This is a genomic window from Conexibacter woesei DSM 14684, assembly GCF_000025265.1.
Taxonomy (GTDB): Bacteria; Actinomycetota; Thermoleophilia; order Solirubrobacterales; family Solirubrobacteraceae; genus Conexibacter; species Conexibacter woesei.
Genome location: NC_013739.1, coordinates 260,951 through 277,143 on the forward strand (window position 1 = coordinate 260,951; position 16,193 = coordinate 277,143).

A 16,193-nucleotide genomic window follows, 5' to 3' on the forward strand; every position below is an offset into this window, starting at 1 on the left:
GCGCGGGCGATTCGCGCATCGGCCGTGCGGCCGATGCGGTGGCGGCCTCGGCCGTACGGGTGAGCGCCGGGCGTCAGCCGCGCGGCTGCACGAGTCCGCTGTCGTAGGCGAAGACGACCGCCTGCACGCGGTCGCGCAGGCAGAGCTTGCGCAGCAGGTGCGAGACGTGCGTCTTGACCGTCGCACCGCTGACGAACAGCTGCGCCGCGATCTCGCCGTTCGACAGCCCGCGCGCGAGCAGGCGCAGCACGTCCAGCTCGCGCTCGGTCAGCTCGCCGAGCGCGCTCGGCGGCGGCGCCGCATCGAGGTGCAGCATCGGGGCGATCCGCTCGAACAGCGCGCGCGTCGCGGCCGGCGAGAGCAGCATGTCGCCGGCGGCGACCGCGCGCACGGCGGCGACGAGGTCGCCGGCCGACGCGTGCTTGAGCAGGAAGCCGCGCGCGCCGGCCCGCAGCGCCTCGACGAGCCGCTCCTCCGGGGAGCCGGAGGTCAGCAGCAGCACGCGATGGGCGGCGAGCCGGCGTGTCGCGGCGACGCCGTCGAGCCGCGGCAGGTGCGTGTCCATCAGCACGACGTCCGGGCGCAGCCGGTCGGCCGCAGCGACCGCGGCGTGGCCGTCGCCGGCCTCGCCGACGACGGCGATGTCGGGCTGCGACTCCAGGATCATGCGGACGCCGGCCCGCGCGAGCGCGTGGTCGTCGGCGACGACCACGCGCAATGCCGGACTCACGCGCGTCTCCGCCGACGGCGGGCGAGCGCGTGCTCCAGGTGCGCGTCGAGCACGGCGACCGCGTCGTCGGCACCGAACGCGGCGCTGCCGAACAGCAGCTGCGTCGCGAGGCCGTCGACGAGCGCCATCGCCGCGGACGCCGCCTGCGGCGGGTCGGCGACCTTCGCCTGCGCGAACGCGTCCGCCAGCTCCCGGCGCAGCTCGTCGAGGTCGTCGCGCAGGACCCCGGCGAGTCTCGGCGCGGTCATCGCGTGCGCGGCGAACGCGATCCCCACGCGCGCCTCGGCCTCGCGTCGCGCGTCGAGCGGCAGCAGCTCGAGCAGGATCCCGCGGATCGCCGCGCGCACGCTCAGCGCTCGGCGCGCGATCCGCTCGGCGCGCTCGGTCAGGTCGCTGCCCGTCTGCCGGAAGGCGAACAGCAGCATCTCGTCCTTCGAGCGGAAGTAGTGCTGCACCGTGCCGATCGAGACGCCCGCCGCGGACGCGACGGCACGCACGCTCGCGCCCTCCAGCCCGCGCTCGGCGACGAGCGCCAGCAGCACGCGTGTGAGCTGCTCGCGGCGCGCATCGTGATCGACCGGCGACGGTGTCATACGAGCGTATGGTAGCGCTCGCCCCGCCGCCGGGGACCTTCACGGCCGTCCTGGCTAGTGCACCAGCACCGGCTCCGCGGCCGGGTCGGCCTGCTTGACGCCGGACTTGAGCAGCAGCAGCGAGACGACTGCGCCGACCGCGAAGATCGCGGCCGACCACCAGAACGCGGTCGTGTAGCCGTGCACGGCGGCCTCGCCGGCCGCACGCGGGCCGTTGTCGGCGATGAAGCCCGACACGGCGCTGGCGAACAGCGTGCTGAGCAGCGCGGTGCCGATCGACCCGCCGACCTGCTGCGTCGTGTTCACCATCGCGGAGGCGACGCCGGCGTCGTGCGGGTCGACGCCGATCGTCGCGATGCTCATCCCGGGCGCGAACACGAGCCCGAGCCCGAGCCCCATCACGACGAGGCCCGGCAGCACATGCGTGAGGTACTCGCTGTCGACGCCGACCTGTGCGAGCAGCACCATCCCGGCCGCCGACATCGCGAGCCCGGTCACGATCAGCGGCTTGTGCCCGAACCGCGGCATCAGCTGCGCCGTCGCGCTCGTCGCCGTCAGCATGATCGCGAAGCTCAGCGGCAGGAACGCGAGACCGGTCTCGACCGGTGAGAAGCCGAGCGTCTGCTGGAGGTAGTAGGTCAGGAACAGGAAGACGCCGAACATGCCCGCGCCGGTGATCCCGATCGCGAAGTACGCACCGCCGCGGTCGCGGTCGCGCACGACGCGCAGCGGCAGCAGCGGGTGCTCGGTGCGCGTCTGGAGCCAGACGAAGACCGCGAGCAGCGCGACGCCGGCGGCGAGGAACGCGATCGTCGTGCTCGCGCCCCAGCCCTCGCTCTCCGCCTCGGCGAAGCCGTAGACGAGCGCGAACAGGCCGAGCGCGGAGGTGAGCGTGCCGGGGATGTCGAGTCTGGGCTTGGCCGGGTGCGCCTCGTCGTGCAGCAGCGTGATCGCGGCGAACGCGGTCGGGACGGCGAACAGCAGGTTGACGTAGAGGCACCAGCGCCAGGAGAGGTACTCGGTCAGAACGCCGCCGAGCAGCAGGCCGATCGCGGCGCCGGAGCCGGCGATCGCGCCGAAGATGCCGAACGCTCTGCCGCGCTCGCCGGGATCGGTGAACGTGGTCGTCAGCAGCGACAGCGCGGCCGGCGCCAGCAGCGCGCCGAAGACGCCCTGCAGCGCGCGGGCGAAGACGAGCATGCCGAAGCTCTGCGCGGCGCCGCCGATCGCGGAGGCGACGGCGAAGCCGAGCAGGCCGGCGATGAAGACGCGCTTGCGGCCGAAGAGGTCGCCGATGCGGCCTCCGATCAGCAGCAGTGAGCCGAACGCGAGCGCATAGGCGGTGACGATCCACTGCCGGTTGGCGTCGGAGAACTCCAGCGCCGACTGCGCTGAGGGCAGCGCGATGTTCACGATCGTCGCGTCGAGCACGACCATCAGCTGGGCGACGCCGATCAGCGCCAGGACCCACCAACGGCGTGCATGGTGTGGAGAGGAGGTGTTGTGCTGGGAGGACATCGGGCCTTTCGGGCGGTGCTGCTTCACGCGCGCGAGGGTGGTGGCGCGGGAAGCGGAGGAGTGTTCTCAACTTCGGTGCTTCGGCAGGGTAGCATGAAGTGGAGAGTGTTTCTCCGTTTCAGCTAGACTCCCGCCATGAGCACCGCCGCCGAGCCCGCCCGCGACCGCCCCCTGCGGCGCGACGCCGAACGCAACCGGCGGCGGATCCTCGACGCGGCGACCGAGGTGTTCGCGGACCGCGGCCTCGGCGTCACGATGGACGACATCGCCGCCCACGCGGGCGTCGGCGTCGGCACCGTCTACCGCCGCTTCGCGAACAAGGACCAACTGATCGACGCGCTCTTCTACGAGCGCATCGACGCGCTCGCGCGGCTCGGCGAGGAGGGCCTCACGCACGCCGACGCGTGGGAGGGGCTCGTCTTCTTCATGGAGGAGGCGATCGGTCAGCAGGCGCGCGATCGCGGCCTCAAGGAGCTGCTGTTCGGCAGCGGCCGCGGCGAGGAGCGCGTCGCCCACGCGCGCACGCGGATGGCGCCGGTCGTCTTCGCCCTGGTCGACCGCGCCCGCGCCGCCGGCGTGTTGCGCCCCGACGTCGAGGGCACCGACGTCCCCGTCCTGCAGCTGATGCTCGGCACCGTCGTCGACTTCTCACGCGACGTCGAGCCGGAGCTGTGGCGCCGCTACCTCACGCTGATGCTCGACGGCCTGCGCGTCCGTCGAGACGACGACACGCCGCTGCCCCTGCCCCCGCTCGACGAGCACGGGACCGAGCGGGCGATGGCCTCCTGGCAGGTCCCGCGCCGCGGACCCGTCAGCTGACGATCGTCAGCTGGTCGCTGCGCGCCTCGAACAGCTCGTCGATCGTCTCGCCGCGCTCGTCGGAGACCTCGACCAGCACCCACTCGTCGCTGTGAACGAGCACGACCGTGCCGATCGTTCCAGCGGGAAACGCCTCCATCGGAACGTCAAGCGAGACGACATCGTGCTCGAGGATCTTGGGCTTCACGGATGACATCGTCGGCTCACCTTAGCTCTTGAGATAGGCGGATGCGAGTCGCGGCGCCATGCCTTCCTCCGGTACATGCCAGCCCGTTGTGACTGGAAGAACTCGATTCCGGTGGAGCATGACGCCACGGACTGGGATTCGAACCTGGAAAAGAAATCCGTGCCGCTTGACGTCCACTCGACTGATCGGCGTGACGCGCACCCCGGCCCGCAGCTCCGCCTCGAGATGGTCGACGTGCGCGCGCTCGATCGAGAGCGCCAGCAGGAACGCGCGCGCCTTGTCGCCGCCTCGTTCGTGCTCGTGGGCGAGGCTGTACGTGAGCAGCTTCCGGCGGATGCCGCAGGCGTGCTCGGCAAGCGGGAGGAGGTCGCCGATCGCGGGTGGCCAGGGCATCGGCCGATCGTCTCCCGGAGGTGGGCGACGGCTCTACACGAGGTCGTTGCGGAACCGCGGCGAAACCGTCGCGGATCTGCGCACGGGTTCGCGCCGGCGCGTCGCATGCGTCGCTCGTGCGAGCGACACGCGCTCACTCGCGCGGCGGATCGGAACCGCTCCGACGGGTGAGGAAAGCGGCGCGGCACGGACGTAGCGTCGGGCGTCACACCTCCCCCCGACGCAGGAGTCGAGCGAATGATCCGATCGCCCCACCCGGCCGCGCGCCGCGCCGTCCGCCTCACAGCGGCGACGGCGGCATTGACGTTTGCGCTCAGCGCCGCCGCGTGCCAGCTCGACGTCGACACGTCGGACGCGGCGACGACCGCGCCCGCGGCGCGGGATGCGCCGCAGCTCGCCGGCACGTGGCGTAGCGTCGGCTACGGCTGGGCGCTGGAGGCGCGCGGCGCGCGCATCCGGATGTACGACGTGACGCGCTCCGGCTGCACGCCCGCGAGCGTGTTCCGCGCCCATGCGCGCGGCGCGGCGGTGCGGCTCACCGCAACCGACGGCTGGGGTGCGCTCGACGCCGTTGCCGGCAGACGCGCTGGCAGCGTCGTCCTGCGGCCGGTTGGCTCGGTCGGCGTCGTCACGCTGCGGCGCATCAGGCGGCCGCCGGCCCGCTGCGACGCCGCGCCGCACCGCGATCAGCGCGCGACGACGCGGGCGCTGACGGAGACCTTCGCCGAGCAGTACCCGTTCTTCGCGCGGCGCGGGGTCGACTGGCGGCGCACCACCCGCGCGCTCGAGCGCGCGACGCGCACACCGCTCCCGCCGAAGCAGCTGTTCGAGCTGTACCGGCGCGCGCTGGCGCCGCTGCACGACGCACACGTCTCGTTGCTGGACCCGGGCAGCGAGACCGAGTGGACCGGTCGCAGACCGGACCCGCATCCGCTCGCACCGGCCGACCACGCGCGCATCCAGCAGATCGTCGAGACGCGGCTCGGCGCGAGACTGCGCAGCTTCGCGAACGGCCGCATCTTCTATGCGCGCACGCACAGCGGCATCGGCTATCTGCGGATCGTCTCGTTCGGCGGCTACGCGCGCGCCGCCGCCACCGCCGACGGTTCTCGCCGGGACGCGCAGGTCCTCGCCCGCACGCTCGACGGGATCCTCGGCGGCGCCGACGCGCCGCGCAGCGGTCTCCTCGTCGACGTGCGCGAGAACGTCGGCGGCTACGACGCGCTCCAGCTCGTCGTCGCGGCTCGTCTCACCGCGACGCGCTACCTCGCCTTCCGCAAGGCGACGCAGATCTCGGGCGGGAGGACGCCCCGACGCACCCGGCCGCAGGCGATCGATGTCGTCCCCGCCGCCGGCCGCCCGGGCTGGCACGGGCCGGTCGCGCTGTTGACCGGTCGCGACACCGAGAGCGCCGGCGAGACGTTCGTGCTGTCGCTGATCGGGCGCACGCCGGCCGTCGCGCGGATCGGCGAGACGACCCAGGGCGTCTTCTCCGACCAGCTCGTGCGCCGGCTGCCGAACGGCTGGACGTTCGGTCTCCCGTCGGAGATCTACACTGCGCCCGACGGCACCGTGTATGAAGGGCGCGGCATCCCGCCGACCGACGCGCAGCCCGTCTTCACCCCGGAGGACCTTGCCACCCGTCGCGACCCCGCCCTCGAACGAGCGCTCTCCGCACTCGGCGGGCGCTGAGCCGAAGGGCGTGCGATGACGGCCCGGCTCGTCGCGGTCGTCGTGCTCGCGCTCGTCGCGGCCAGCGGCTTCGTGCTCGCCGCCCGCGTGCGGACGGTCGGCGACACGACGGCGCTTCACACGCTCCCCGCACCGGAGCGGCTGACGATCGACGACGAGGAGGGCGACGTTGCCGTCGTCGCCGAGGCCCGCGACGACGTGCTCGTCGAGACGCGCTCGCGCTGGACCGGCGCGCGACCGGCCGCCCGCGTCGCCGCCGGCGGCGACGTGCTGCGGCTCACCGGCCGCTGCGACCGGCTCGACGTCCGCCTCGTCGCCAGCCGCGATTGGCGCTGGGGGAGCGAGTGTGCCGTCAGCTACCGCGTGCGCGTGCCGGTCGGGCTCGACGTGCGCGTCTCTACCGGCACCGGCGACGTGCGGCTGGTCGGCCTGGCCGGCGCGATCGACGCGGAGGCGCACGACGGCGACGTGACCGCGGTCGGGCTCCGTTCGCCGCACGTCACACTGCGGGCGACCGGCGCCGGGGCGATCCGCGCACGATTTGCGGCTGTCCCCGGTGCGGTCGACGCACGTGCCGAAGGCGGTGCGGTGCGACTCGCGCTGCCCCCGGGTCGCTACCACCTGAGCGCCGACGCGCCGCGCGGGCGCACCTGGATCGGCGCCGGGATCGACGCCGACCCCGCCGGCCGCAGCACCGTCGGCGCGAGCGCCGGCGACGGCGACGTGACGGTGGAGGCGGCGCGATGAGCGGCGCGGCGGGCGGCGCGCCGGGCGCCGTCGCGAGCGAGCCGCGCCGCGCCGCCGCTGCGCGCGCAGCGCTCGGCGCCGTCGCCCGAGCCGTCGCCGCGCCGCTGTCGAGCGCGCGCACGTGGACGGCGGCGGCCGACCTGGTGCTCGGCGCCGCTGCGGCTCTGCTCGTCGCGTTCGTCGTCGCGGCTGCCGCGGAGCGCGGTTTGACGGCGGCGCTCGTCGCGAGCGCGCTCATGCTGCTGCTCGCCGCCGCCGTCAGCGGCGCGAGCGGCGCGCTCGACCGGCGGCTCGCGAACGCGCTGCTCGACGCCGGGATCGAGGCGCCGCAGCCGGCGAGCGCGCGGCCGAGCTGGCGCGCGTACGCGTGGACGCTGCTCCGGCTCCCGCTCGCGCTCGTCGCGCTGCTGGCGCTGGTGCTCACCGTGTTCGTCGCGCTGCTGCTCGTGCTCGCCCCGTTCAGCGGCGGGCTCGGCGACGCGCCGCTGCTCGCGCAGGCGTGGTGCGTGCTCGCGGGGATCGCGCTCGGGCTGCTGGCGCTGCACGGGATCGACGCGTGGCGGTGGCTCCACGTGCGGCTCGCGCGGGCGCTGCTCGGCCGCTCCGGCGCGCAGCGGCTCGTCGCGCTGAGAGAGCGGGCCGAGCGGCTCGCGGCGCGCGCGGAGCTGGCGCGCGACCTGCACGACTCGGTCGGTCACGCGGTCACCGCCGCGACTCTGCAGGCTGCCGCGGCGCGCCGGGTCCTCGCACGCGACCCGCAGTTCGCCGCCGACGCGCTGAAGGCGATCGAGCAGCAGGGACGCCGTGCGCTGGACGAGCTCGACCACGTGCTGGCGAGCCTGCGCGACGAGGACGACGGCGCCGCGCGCGGAGCGCGTGCCGCGCCGCGGCGCCCGGCGCCCGGACTCGGCGACGTCGATCGGCTGTTGGAGCGAACGCGCGCGGCCGGCGTGCCGCTCACCGTCGTGCAGCGCGGCGAGCGCGACGGCATCGCCCCAGTCCTCGACCGCGAGGCGTATCGGGTGCTGCAGGAGGGGCTGACGAACGTGCTGCGCCACGCCGCCGGTGCGACGACGCGGGTGCTCGTCGAGGCCGCCTCCGACCAGCTCGCGATCGTGGTCGACGACGACGGCGGCAGGGCGCTCGACCCGCGCCGGCGCGGAGGAGGCAGCGGCCTGCGCGCCGCGGGCGAGCGCGTGCGCGCGCTCGGCGGCACGCTCGAGGCCGGCCCGGTCGACGGCGGCGGGTACCGTCTGCGCGCGATGCTTCCGTTGAGAAGACGATGACCGCGGCAGACGAGCGCGAGCCGATCCGGCTGCTGATCGCGGACGACGACGGGCTCGTTCGCGGCGGGCTGCGAACGCTGCTGGCGAACGAGCCCGGCCTCGCGGTCGTCGGGGAGGCGGCCGACGGGTTCGCCGCCGTGCGCGCCGCGCAGGAGTTGGACCCGGACGTCGTCCTGATGGACGTGCGGATGCCGCGGCTCGACGGGATCGAGGCGACGCGACGTGTCGTAGCCGGAGGCCGTGCGCGCGTGCTCGTCGTCACGACGTTCGAGCACGACGACTACGTCTACGAGGCGCTGCGGGCCGGCGCGAGCGGCTTCGTGCTCAAGCGCGCGGAGCCGGAGGAGCTCGTGCAGGCCGTGCGGATCGTCGCCGGCGGCGAGTCGCTCGTCTTCCCGCAGCTGACGCGCGCGTTGATCGCGCGCAGCGTCCAGCCCGGCGCCGGCGACGGCGGCGCGCGGCTGCTCACCGTGCTGACGGAACGCGAGGCGGAGATCCTGCGCCTCGTCGCACGTGGGATGAGCAACGCCGACGTCGCGGACGAGCTGGTGCTGGCGGTCCACACCGTCAAGACGCACGTCGCGCGGATCCTCGCCAAGCTGGCGGTGCGTGACCGCACCCAGGCCGTCGTCGTCGCCTACGAGAGCGGCTTCGTGCGTCCCGGCGACGCCTGATCCGCGCCGAGCGCGTCGGCCAGCTCGCGCAGGCGCGGGGTCCACAGCCGCTCCGCGCGACGCAGGCCGGCGAGCAGGTCGAGGCTCTCGACGAGCACGTCGAGCGCGTCCTGGCGCTCGAAGCAGCTGGGGCGCAGCGCGACGACGAGCAGGCCGCCACGCGCGAGCGTCGAGCCGACCGTCGCCTGGAAGCGCAGGTGGAAGGCGCTCGGGGCGGGGTCGTCGCCGTCGTCGAGCGCGATCGGGATGCGGACGAGGTCGCCGTCGAGCCGCGCCGTCTCGTCTGCGGCGTGAGCGGGCGCGGCCAGGTAGCTGACGCCGGCTCGCGTCAGCTCGTCCCGCAACGAGGTGGGGACGCTCGGATCGGCGTCGGCGCCGGCCGGGAGCAGTACGCCAGCCGCGCTGAAGCGCTCCTGCGCGAGCGCGTCGAGCGCGGGCGCCGCGGAGCCGGAGGGCGGAGCGAGCGCGGCCAGTTCGTGCGCGCCGACGCCGACCATCGAGAGCGCGAACGGCTCGCTCGCGGCGATCGGCGCCTCGACGCAGAAGGTCGCCGGCAGGTCGCGGTCGCCGAGCACCCGCAGCAGCGTCGGCAGCGCGGGCGTCACCGGGTGCTCGGGGGTCGTGCCGGCGAGCCCGGCGAAGACGATCGCGACGGCCGCGCGACGGCCGTCGGGTCCCCACGGGCCGGTGGAGGTGGGCTCGGATCGGCCGGCGTCGGGCATGATCTGCATCGTGCCCGATCTCGCGTTCGACCACCACTTCGAGCCCGGCACCGCCGGCGACACGCTCCTGCTGCTGCACGCGACCGGTGGCGACGAGCGGCAGCTGGTCCCGCTCGGCCGGCAGCTCGCGCCCGGCGCCGCACTGCTCGCCCCGCGCGGCCAGGTGCTGGAGAACGGCCGCGTGCGCCGCTTCTTCGCCCGTCGCGGCCCGGCCGACCTCGACCTCGACGACCTGCGCGAGCGCACCACGGGGCTCGCCGCGTTCGTCGGAGACACGCTCGCGCAGCGCGAGCTGGACCCCGCGCGCGTCACCGCGCTCGGCTACTCCAACGGCGCGAACGTCGCCGTCGAGCTGCTCTTCTCCCACCCCGGCCTGCTGCACGCCGCCGCGCTGCTGCGCCCCGTCCTCGCGTATGAGCCCGAGCAGCCGCTGACCGGCCTCGACCGGACGAGCGTGCTGATCGCCGTCGGCGACGCCGACCCGTACGGCCCGTCCGAGCAGATCGAGCGGCTGACAGAGCTGCTGCGCGAGGGCGGCGCCGACGTCGAGGTCGCCGTCCAGCCCGCCGGTCACGAGCTGACCGAGGGCGACTTCACCGCCGTCGGCGACTGGCTCGCGCGGGTTCGCTAGGCGTCGCCGACGCCGGCGAGCAGGTCCGGCGCGGCGGTGCGGACCTCGTCCGCGGCCTCGTCGTCGGGTTGCTCCTGCGAGCGGCGCTCGGCCTCGACGCGCGCGGTGTACGTGTCGACCTCGCGTCTGACGTCCGCTCTGCTCCAGCCGAGCACGTCGCCCATCAGTCTCGCTGCGACCGGCGCCGTCTCGACGCCGCGGTGGAACGTCTCGATCGAGATCCGCGTGCGGCGCGCGAGCACGTCGTCGAGGTGGCGGGCGCCCTCGCTCGCGGCGGCGTAGTGGACCTCGACGGCGAGGTAGTCGTCGGCGCCGGGGAGCGGCTCGGCCAGCTCCGGGCGCTCGGCGACGAGCGCGAGCAGGTCGTGGATGCACGAGCCGTAGCGGTCCAGCAGGTGCTCGATCCGCGCCGGATGCAGCCCGCTCTGCTTCGCGAGCCGGTGGCGGCCGTTCCACAGCGCCCGGTAGCCGTCGGCGCCGAGCAGCTCGGTGCGGTGGGTGACAGACTCGGGCACGCTGCGGTCGAGCCCGCGCGCGGCGGCGTCGATCGCGTCCTTGCCCATCACGCGGTACGTCGTGTACTTGCCGCCGGCGACGGCCACGAGGCCCGGCACCGGCACCGCGACGCTGTGCTCACGGCTGAGCTTCGAGGTCGACTCCGACTCGCCCGACAGCAGTGGCCGCAGACCGGCGTAGACGCCCTCGACGTCCTCGTGCGTCAGCGGCTGCGCGAGCACGGCGTTGGCGTGCTCCAGCACGTAGTCGATGTCGGTCCTGCTCGCGGCCGGGTGAGCCTTGCTCAGCTCCCAGTCGGTGTCGGTCGTGCCGACTATCCAGTGGCGTCCCCACGGGATCACGAACAGGACGCTCTTCTCGGTTCTGAGGATCAGCCCGGTGTCGAGCTGGATGCGGTCACGCGGGACGACGACGTGGATCCCCTTCGACGCACGCACCCTGAACTTGCCGCGCTCGCGCACGAGGTGCTGGACGTCGTCGGTCCACACGCCGGTCGCGTTGACGACCTGCTGCGCGCGCACCTCGACGTCTCTGCCGGTCGCGAGGTCGTGCACTCTCACGCCGGTCACGCGCTCGCCCTCGCGCAGGAAGCCGACGACCGGCGCGTTGTTCGCGACCGCCGCGCCGTAGTGGGCGGCAGTCCGCGCGACCGTCATCGTGCAGCGCGCGTCGTCGACCTTGCCGTCGTAGTACTGGATCGCGCCGATCAGCGAGTCGGGCTTCAGCCCCGGCGCGATCCGCAGCGCGCCGCGTCTGGTGAAGTGGCGGTGGCGCGGGACGCCGTCGTGGCCGGCCATCGTGTCGTAGAGGAGCATCCCGGCCTCGACATACGGCCGCTCGAAGAAGCGCTGCCGCAGCGGGTAGAGGAACGGGACCGGCTTGACGAGGTGCGGGGCGAGCGTGTTGAGCAGCAGCGAGCGCTCTCTCAGCGCCTCGCGCACGAGTCTGAAGTCGAGCTGCTCGAGGTAGCGCAGGCCGCCGTGGATCAGCTTGCTGGAGCGGCTCGACGTGCCGGAGGCGAAGTCGCGCGCCTCGACCAGCGCGACCGACAGCCCGCGCGTGACGGCGTCGAGCGCCGCCCCCGCGCCGACGGCGCCGCCGCCGATCACGACGACCTCGAACGTCTCGTTCGCCATCCGCTCCAGGGCGGCGGCGCGTTGCTGGGGGTTGAGGCTGCTGGCGTCGGTCACGCCTCCTGACGGTACCCGTCCCGGTCGCGCGGCTACCGCGCCGGCGCTAGACCCGCTCCAGCACCACGACCGGGATCTCGCGGTCGGTCTTCGTCTGGTACGTGTCGTAGTCGGGCCAGACGGCCGTCATCTTGCGCCACATCCCCGGCTTCTCCTCGGGCGTGGCGGTGCGGGCGCGGGCGGTGAATCTGTCGCCCTCGACCTGCACGCCGACCTCGGGATCGGCTTCGAGGTTGAGGAACCACGCGGGCGGCTGCGGCGCGCCGCCTCTGGAGGCGACGACCAGCAGATCGTCTCCGTCGCGCTGGTAGATCAGCGCGGCCTTGCGTTCCTCGCCGGACTTCCGCCCCCTCGTCGTGAGGATCAGCGAGGTCGTCCCCTGCCACTCGTGGCCCTCGGCCCCGTCGGTCTCCTCGTAGCGCTTCACGTGCTCATCGCCGAACAGCATGCGTGTCTCCTGTCGTCTGGTGGCCAACCTGAGTATTACCCCGCCGCCCACGCTTCCGCCAGCGCTCTGCGGATGCGCTTGGAGGAGACCTGGCCTCTGACGCCGAGCGGCTGCGCGAAATGGCTCATGCGCAGCTCCTCCAGCAGCCAGCCGACCTCGAACAGCGCGGGCGGGAAGGGACGGCCGGGGGGCCAGCTCGCGCGCCGTTCCTGCACGGCCTGCTCCAGCTCGTGGACGGCCTTCATGCGGTCGGCGTCGGCGGCGCGGTGGTCGGGCACGCGGTCGAGCCGGTGGACGGCGCCGCGCAGGTAGCGCTCGACGTCGTCGAGCCGCGCGACGCCGGTGCCGGCGACGAAGCCGGGGTAGACGAGCCGGCCGGCCTGGCGCGCGACGTCGAGCCGCACGGCCTCGTACTGGGGCGCGGCGAGCGTGGCGATCCGCTCCATGATCTCGCCGCGCAGCGCGAGGATCCGCGACACCTGCGCGACGATCGCGGTCGTGCGCTCGACGAGGTTGCCGGCGACGTGGTCGCGCAGCCGCGCGAAGCCCACGGCATCCCACGCCGGGCCGCCTGCCTCGGCCATCAGCGCGTCGACGGCGGCGTTCATCGCGTCGTCGAGGACGGCCGCCGCGCTGCCGTGCGGCGCGGTCGCGAGCGCCAGCGCAGCGGTCGCGCCGAGCTGGCCCTGGACGTGCTTCAGCGTCGCGCCGGGCACCGACAGCAGCAGCAACCGGCGCGTGCCGCCGTGCATCGCGACCCACTGCTCGCCCGGTGTGTCCATCACTCTCACGCCGACGCTCGCGCCCTCGTCGACGAGCGCCGGGTACGCCTTCGCCATCCCGCCCGTCCCCGGCAGCTCGACCGTTCTCGGCAGCGTGCCGATCGTCCACGATCTGAGGCCGCTTCTCTCCAGCGTCGAACCCGCCGACGCGGTCAGCTCTGCCTGCAGCCGTGGCCGCACCCGCGCCCGCAGCGCCTCCAGGTCGTCGCCCTCGGCGACGAGCCTGCCGTCCTCCTCCTCGATCCGGAAGCGCATTCTCAGCCACGCCGGCAGGCGCCCGCGGTCGAAGTCGCCCGGCGACACCCGCACGCCGCGCAGCCTGACGATCGCGCGCGCGATCGTGTCGAGCAGCTGCGCGCTGCGCGGCTCCTCCGGCGTGAGCGCGGCGAGCACCTGCGCCGCGACGTCCGGCACCGGCACGAGCGGCCGGCGCAGCTCCTTCGGCAGCGAGCGGATCAGCGTCGTGATCAGTTCCAGCCGGAACGCCGGGACGAGCCACTCGAAGCCTTGCTCGCTCAGCCCGGCGAGCGCCGGCAGCGGCACGTGCACGGTCACGCCGTCGTGCTCGGCGCCCGGCTCGAAGTGGTAGGTGAGCGGCAGCCTCAGCGCCCCCTGCGTCCAGCTCTCCGGCCGCGCGCGCTCGTCGAGCGCGCCGGCGGCGGCGTCTCTGTCGGCCAGCAGGTCGAGCGTGAACGTCAGCCGTCTCGGATCGCGCTGCCGCTCCTGCTTCCACCATCTGTCGAAGTGCGCGCCGGAGACCACGTCGGCCGGGATCCGCGCGTCGTAGAAGTCGAACAGCACGTCGTCGCCGACGAGGATGTCGCGGCGCCGCGCTCTGTGCTCCAGCTCCTCGATCTGGTCGATCAGCTCGCGGTTGTCGTGGAAGAAGTGGTGGCGCGTGTGCCAGTCCTCCTCCACGAGCGCGCGGCGGATGAACAGCTCGCGCGCGAGCACGGGGTCGATTCGCGCGTAGGAGACCGTGCGCCCGCCGACGATCGGCAGGCCGTAGAGCGTGACGCGCTCGGTCGCGACGACCTCAGAGCGCTTCTTCTCCCAGCGCGGCTCGGAGTGCGTGCGTCTGACGAGGTGCTCGGCGAGCGCCTCGACCCACTCCGGCTCGATCCTTGCGACGACGCGCCCCCACAGCCGCGACGTCTCGACCAGCTCGGCGGCCATCACCCACGCTGGCTGTCTGCGGGCCTGGCCGGAGCCGGGGAAGATCATGAATCTGGCGCCGCGCGCGCCGAGGTACTCGCCGCGTCTTCTCGCGCTCGTCTCCTTCATCCCGACGTGCGAGAGCAGGCCGCTCAGCAGCGCTCTGTGGACCTCGGCCATCTCGGCCGGCTGCTGGTTGAGCGTCACGCCGACGCCTCTCGCCGCCTCGCGCAGCTGGCCGGCGAGGTCCTGCCACTCGCGCACGCGCAGGTAGTGAAGGAACTCCCGCTTCAGCCGCTTGCGGAACTGCGAGTTGTTGTGCGCTCTCTGCTGCTCCCTCAGATATCTCCAGAGGCTCAGGAACGCGGTGAAGTCGGAGTCGTCGTCCTTGAAGCGGGCGTGCGCCTGGTCCGCCTGCGCCTGGTGCTCGCTCGGCCGCTCGCGCGGGTCCTGGATCGACAGCGCCGCGGCGATCACGATCGCCTCGTCCGCGCAGTCGAGCCTGTCCGCCTCCAGCACCATCCGCCCCAGCCGCGGGTCGACCGGCAGCTGCGCGAGCTTGCGGCCGAGTGGCGTCAGCTCGCCCTCGGCGAGCGCGCCCAGCTCCTGCAGCAGCAGCACGCCGTCGCGGATCTGGCGTCTGTCCGGCGGCTCGAGGAACGGGAACTCCTCGATCGCGCCGAGCCCGAGCGCCGCCATCTGGAGGATCACGCTGGCGAGGTTCGTGCGCAGGATCTCGGGGTCGGTGAAGCGCGGCCGCGCCTCGAACTCCTGCTCCGAGTAGAGGCGGATGCAGATGCCGTCCGACTGGCGGCCGCAGCGGCCCTTGCGCTGGTCGGCGGACGCCTGGGAGACCGCCTCGATCGGCAGCCGCTGGACCTTCAGCCGCGCGCTGTAGCGGCTGATCCGCGCGCTGCCCGGATCGACGACGTATCTGATCCCCGGCACCGTCAGCGACGTCTCGGCGACGTTCGTCGCGAGCACGACGCGCTGCTTCGAGTGCGGTCTGAAGACGCGCTGCTGCTCGGCGGTCGCGAGCCGCGCGTACAGCGGCAGCACGTCGAGTCTGTCGCCGAAGCGGCCGCTCAGCGCGTCGGCCGTGTCGCGGATCTCGCGCTCGCCGCTGAGGAAGACGAGCACGTCGCCCTTGCTCTCGCGGCGCAGCTCCTGGACGGCGTCGCCGATCGCGTCGATCTGGTCGCGGTCGTCGGGCGCCTCCTCGCCGTCGGGCGCCTCCACCGCCAGCGGTCGGTAGCGCACCTCGACCGGGTAGGTGCGACCCGAGACCTCGACGATCGGCGCGTCGCCGAAGTGTCTGGAGAAGCGCTGCGGGTCGATCGTCGCGGAGGTGATGATCAGCTTCAGCTCCGGCCGTCTCGGCAGGATCCGCTTGATGCAGCCGAGCAGGAAGTCGATGTTGAGGCTGCGCTCGTGCGCCTCGTCGACGATGATCGTGTCGTAGCGGCGCAGCAGCGGGTCGCGCTGGATCTGCGCGAGCAGCAGGCCGTCGGTCACGAGCCGCACGAGCGTGCTCTCGCTCGTCTTGTCGTTGAAGCGGACGGCGTAGCCGACCGCGTCGCCGAGCGGCACGTCCAGCTCCTCCGCGATCCGCTCCGCCACCGTCCGCGCGGCGAGCCGGCGCGGCTGCGTGTGCGCGATCGCGCCGCGCACGCCGCGGCCCAGCTCGAGGCAGATCTTCGGCAGCTGCGTCGTCTTGCCCGAGCCGGTCTCGCCCGCGACGACGACGACCTGGTTGTCACGGATCGCCTCCAGCAGCTCGTCCTTGCGCGCGCTGACCGGCAGCTGCGGCGGGTAGGTCACCTGCGGCACGCTCGCGCGCCGCCGCGCGACGCGCGCCTCGGACTCCTCCACGTCGGCGGCGATCTTCATCAGCGCCGCGCCACGCTCGTCGTCGCCGTGCGTCGAGCGCAGGCGGTCGAAGCGCCGCCGGATGCGGTGCTCGTCACGCAGCGTGAGATCTGTCAGGCGCGCGCGCAGGTCGGCGAGCGGCGCGTCCGGCGGGGACGGCGAGGGCACCCCTTCAGGATAGGGTGCTCCGCATTGGGAGTTCCGCGACGGGAAGCGGCGCCGCGGCACGCTTCCGGGAACT

Annotated in this window: 15 protein-coding genes; 6 read left to right on the forward strand and 9 right to left on the reverse strand. The window is 73.8% G+C overall.

Annotation, left to right across the window (positions count from 1 at the left end):
* Window positions 1-73: 73 nt before the first annotated feature.
* The 3 genes from CWOE_RS01275 to CWOE_RS01285 are packed head-to-tail and all read right to left on the reverse strand — an operon-like array spanning window position 74 to window position 2,841.
* Entirely contained in the window at window positions 74-730 is a 657-nt protein-coding gene (locus CWOE_RS01275; RefSeq protein ID WP_012931742.1) for a response regulator, read from the reverse strand.
* Window positions 727-1,323, reverse strand: a complete 597-nt coding sequence (locus CWOE_RS01280; protein ID WP_012931743.1) for a TetR/AcrR family transcriptional regulator — start codon at window positions 1,321-1,323, stop codon at window positions 727-729. The genes CWOE_RS01275 and CWOE_RS01280 overlap by 4 nt, the downstream gene beginning before the upstream one ends.
* Window positions 1,324-1,377: 54 nt before the next feature.
* Window positions 1,378-2,841, reverse strand: coding sequence for an MFS transporter (locus tag CWOE_RS01285; RefSeq protein ID WP_012931744.1), 1,464 nt, complete (start codon window positions 2,839-2,841; stop codon window positions 1,378-1,380).
* A 135-nt stretch (window positions 2,842-2,976) separates the two neighbouring features.
* Here CWOE_RS01285 and CWOE_RS01290 point away from each other — a divergent pair, with 135 nt between their 5' ends.
* Window positions 2,977-3,660, forward strand: coding sequence for a TetR/AcrR family transcriptional regulator (locus tag CWOE_RS01290; protein ID WP_012931745.1), 684 nt, complete (start codon window positions 2,977-2,979; stop codon window positions 3,658-3,660).
* On the opposite strand, the gene CWOE_RS01295 is transcribed toward CWOE_RS01290, so the two are convergent.
* A complete protein-coding gene (locus tag CWOE_RS01295) occupies window positions 3,653-3,856 on the reverse strand; it encodes a DUF4926 domain-containing protein (RefSeq protein ID WP_012931746.1) in 204 nt (67 codons plus the stop codon). The genes CWOE_RS01290 and CWOE_RS01295 overlap by 8 nt on opposite strands.
* Window positions 3,857-3,868: 12 nt before the next feature.
* Window positions 3,869-4,240 carry a DUF6883 domain-containing protein gene (locus CWOE_RS01300; RefSeq protein ID WP_012931747.1) on the reverse strand — a complete coding sequence of 124 codons (372 nt, stop codon included), beginning with the start codon at window positions 4,238-4,240 and terminating at the stop codon, window positions 3,869-3,871.
* Between the two features lie 237 nt (window positions 4,241-4,477).
* On the opposite strand from CWOE_RS01300, the gene CWOE_RS01305 reads away from it, so the two are divergent.
* The 4 genes from CWOE_RS01305 to CWOE_RS01320 are packed head-to-tail and all read left to right on the forward strand — an operon-like array spanning window position 4,478 to window position 8,639.
* Window positions 4,478-5,932, forward strand: a complete 1,455-nt coding sequence (locus tag CWOE_RS01305; RefSeq protein ID WP_012931748.1) for a S41 family peptidase — start codon at window positions 4,478-4,480, stop codon at window positions 5,930-5,932.
* 15 nt (window positions 5,933-5,947) lie between these two features.
* Window positions 5,948-6,679, forward strand: coding sequence for a DUF4097 family beta strand repeat-containing protein (locus CWOE_RS30005; protein ID WP_012931749.1), 732 nt, complete (start codon window positions 5,948-5,950; stop codon window positions 6,677-6,679).
* Window positions 6,676-7,965, forward strand: a complete 1,290-nt coding sequence (locus CWOE_RS01315; protein ID WP_012931750.1) for a sensor histidine kinase — start codon at window positions 6,676-6,678, stop codon at window positions 7,963-7,965. The genes CWOE_RS30005 and CWOE_RS01315 overlap by 4 nt, the downstream gene beginning before the upstream one ends.
* Complete coding sequence (locus CWOE_RS01320) at window positions 7,962-8,639, forward strand: response regulator (RefSeq protein ID WP_012931751.1); 678 nt, start codon at window positions 7,962-7,964, stop codon at window positions 8,637-8,639. Before CWOE_RS01315 ends, CWOE_RS01320 begins: the two co-directional genes overlap by 4 nt.
* On the opposite strand, the gene CWOE_RS01325 is transcribed toward CWOE_RS01320, so the two are convergent.
* Complete coding sequence (locus CWOE_RS01325; RefSeq protein ID WP_012931752.1) at window positions 8,603-9,361, reverse strand: polysaccharide deacetylase family protein; 759 nt, start codon at window positions 9,359-9,361, stop codon at window positions 8,603-8,605. The genes CWOE_RS01320 and CWOE_RS01325 overlap by 37 nt on opposite strands.
* A 10-nt stretch (window positions 9,362-9,371) precedes the next feature.
* Here CWOE_RS01325 and CWOE_RS01330 point away from each other — a divergent pair, with 10 nt between their 5' ends.
* On the forward strand, window positions 9,372-9,992 hold the full coding sequence (locus CWOE_RS01330; protein WP_201447108.1) for an alpha/beta hydrolase: 621 nt from the start codon (window positions 9,372-9,374) through the stop codon (window positions 9,990-9,992).
* Here the strand turns inward: CWOE_RS01330 and CWOE_RS01335 are convergent.
* From CWOE_RS01335 to hrpA, 3 genes are all read right to left on the reverse strand, one after another.
* Window positions 9,989-11,644, reverse strand: a complete 1,656-nt coding sequence (locus CWOE_RS01335) for a glycerol-3-phosphate dehydrogenase/oxidase (protein ID WP_049793461.1) — start codon at window positions 11,642-11,644, stop codon at window positions 9,989-9,991. The two genes, CWOE_RS01330 and CWOE_RS01335, sit on opposite strands and share 4 nt — an antisense overlap.
* Window positions 11,645-11,744: 100 nt before the next feature.
* Complete coding sequence (locus CWOE_RS01340; protein ID WP_012931755.1) at window positions 11,745-12,146, reverse strand: nitroreductase family deazaflavin-dependent oxidoreductase; 402 nt, start codon at window positions 12,144-12,146, stop codon at window positions 11,745-11,747.
* A gap of 35 nt (window positions 12,147-12,181) precedes the next feature.
* Window positions 12,182-16,120: an ATP-dependent RNA helicase HrpA gene (hrpA, locus tag CWOE_RS01345; protein ID WP_012931756.1), complete on the reverse strand. Its 3,939-nt coding sequence runs from the start codon at window positions 16,118-16,120 to the stop codon at window positions 12,182-12,184.
* Between the last annotated feature and the right edge of the window lie 73 nt (window positions 16,121-16,193).

Coding starts and splice junctions, on each gene's coding strand:
- CWOE_RS01315 (WP_012931750.1), top strand. CDS start 6,676: ATGAGCGGCGCGGCGGGCGGCGCGCCGGGCGCCGTCGCGAGCGAGCCG.
- CWOE_RS01285 (WP_012931744.1), bottom strand. CDS start 2,841: ATGTCCTCCCAGCACAACACCTCCTCTCCACACCATGCACGCCGTTGG.
- CWOE_RS01340 (WP_012931755.1), bottom strand. CDS start 12,146: ATGCTGTTCGGCGATGAGCACGTGAAGCGCTACGAGGAGACCGACGGG.
- CWOE_RS01325 (WP_012931752.1), bottom strand. CDS start 9,361: ATGCCCGACGCCGGCCGATCCGAGCCCACCTCCACCGGCCCGTGGGGA.
- CWOE_RS01290 (WP_012931745.1), top strand. CDS start 2,977: ATGAGCACCGCCGCCGAGCCCGCCCGCGACCGCCCCCTGCGGCGCGAC.
- CWOE_RS01320 (WP_012931751.1), top strand. CDS start 7,962: ATGACCGCGGCAGACGAGCGCGAGCCGATCCGGCTGCTGATCGCGGAC.
- CWOE_RS01305 (WP_012931748.1), top strand. CDS start 4,478: ATGATCCGATCGCCCCACCCGGCCGCGCGCCGCGCCGTCCGCCTCACA.
- CWOE_RS01335 (WP_049793461.1), bottom strand. CDS start 11,644: ATGGCGAACGAGACGTTCGAGGTCGTCGTGATCGGCGGCGGCGCCGTC.
- CWOE_RS01295 (WP_012931746.1), bottom strand. CDS start 3,856: ATGTCATCCGTGAAGCCCAAGATCCTCGAGCACGATGTCGTCTCGCTT.
- CWOE_RS01280 (WP_012931743.1), bottom strand. CDS start 1,323: ATGACACCGTCGCCGGTCGATCACGATGCGCGCCGCGAGCAGCTCACA.
- CWOE_RS30005 (WP_012931749.1), top strand. CDS start 5,948: ATGACGGCCCGGCTCGTCGCGGTCGTCGTGCTCGCGCTCGTCGCGGCC.
- CWOE_RS01300 (WP_012931747.1), bottom strand. CDS start 4,240: ATGCCCTGGCCACCCGCGATCGGCGACCTCCTCCCGCTTGCCGAGCAC.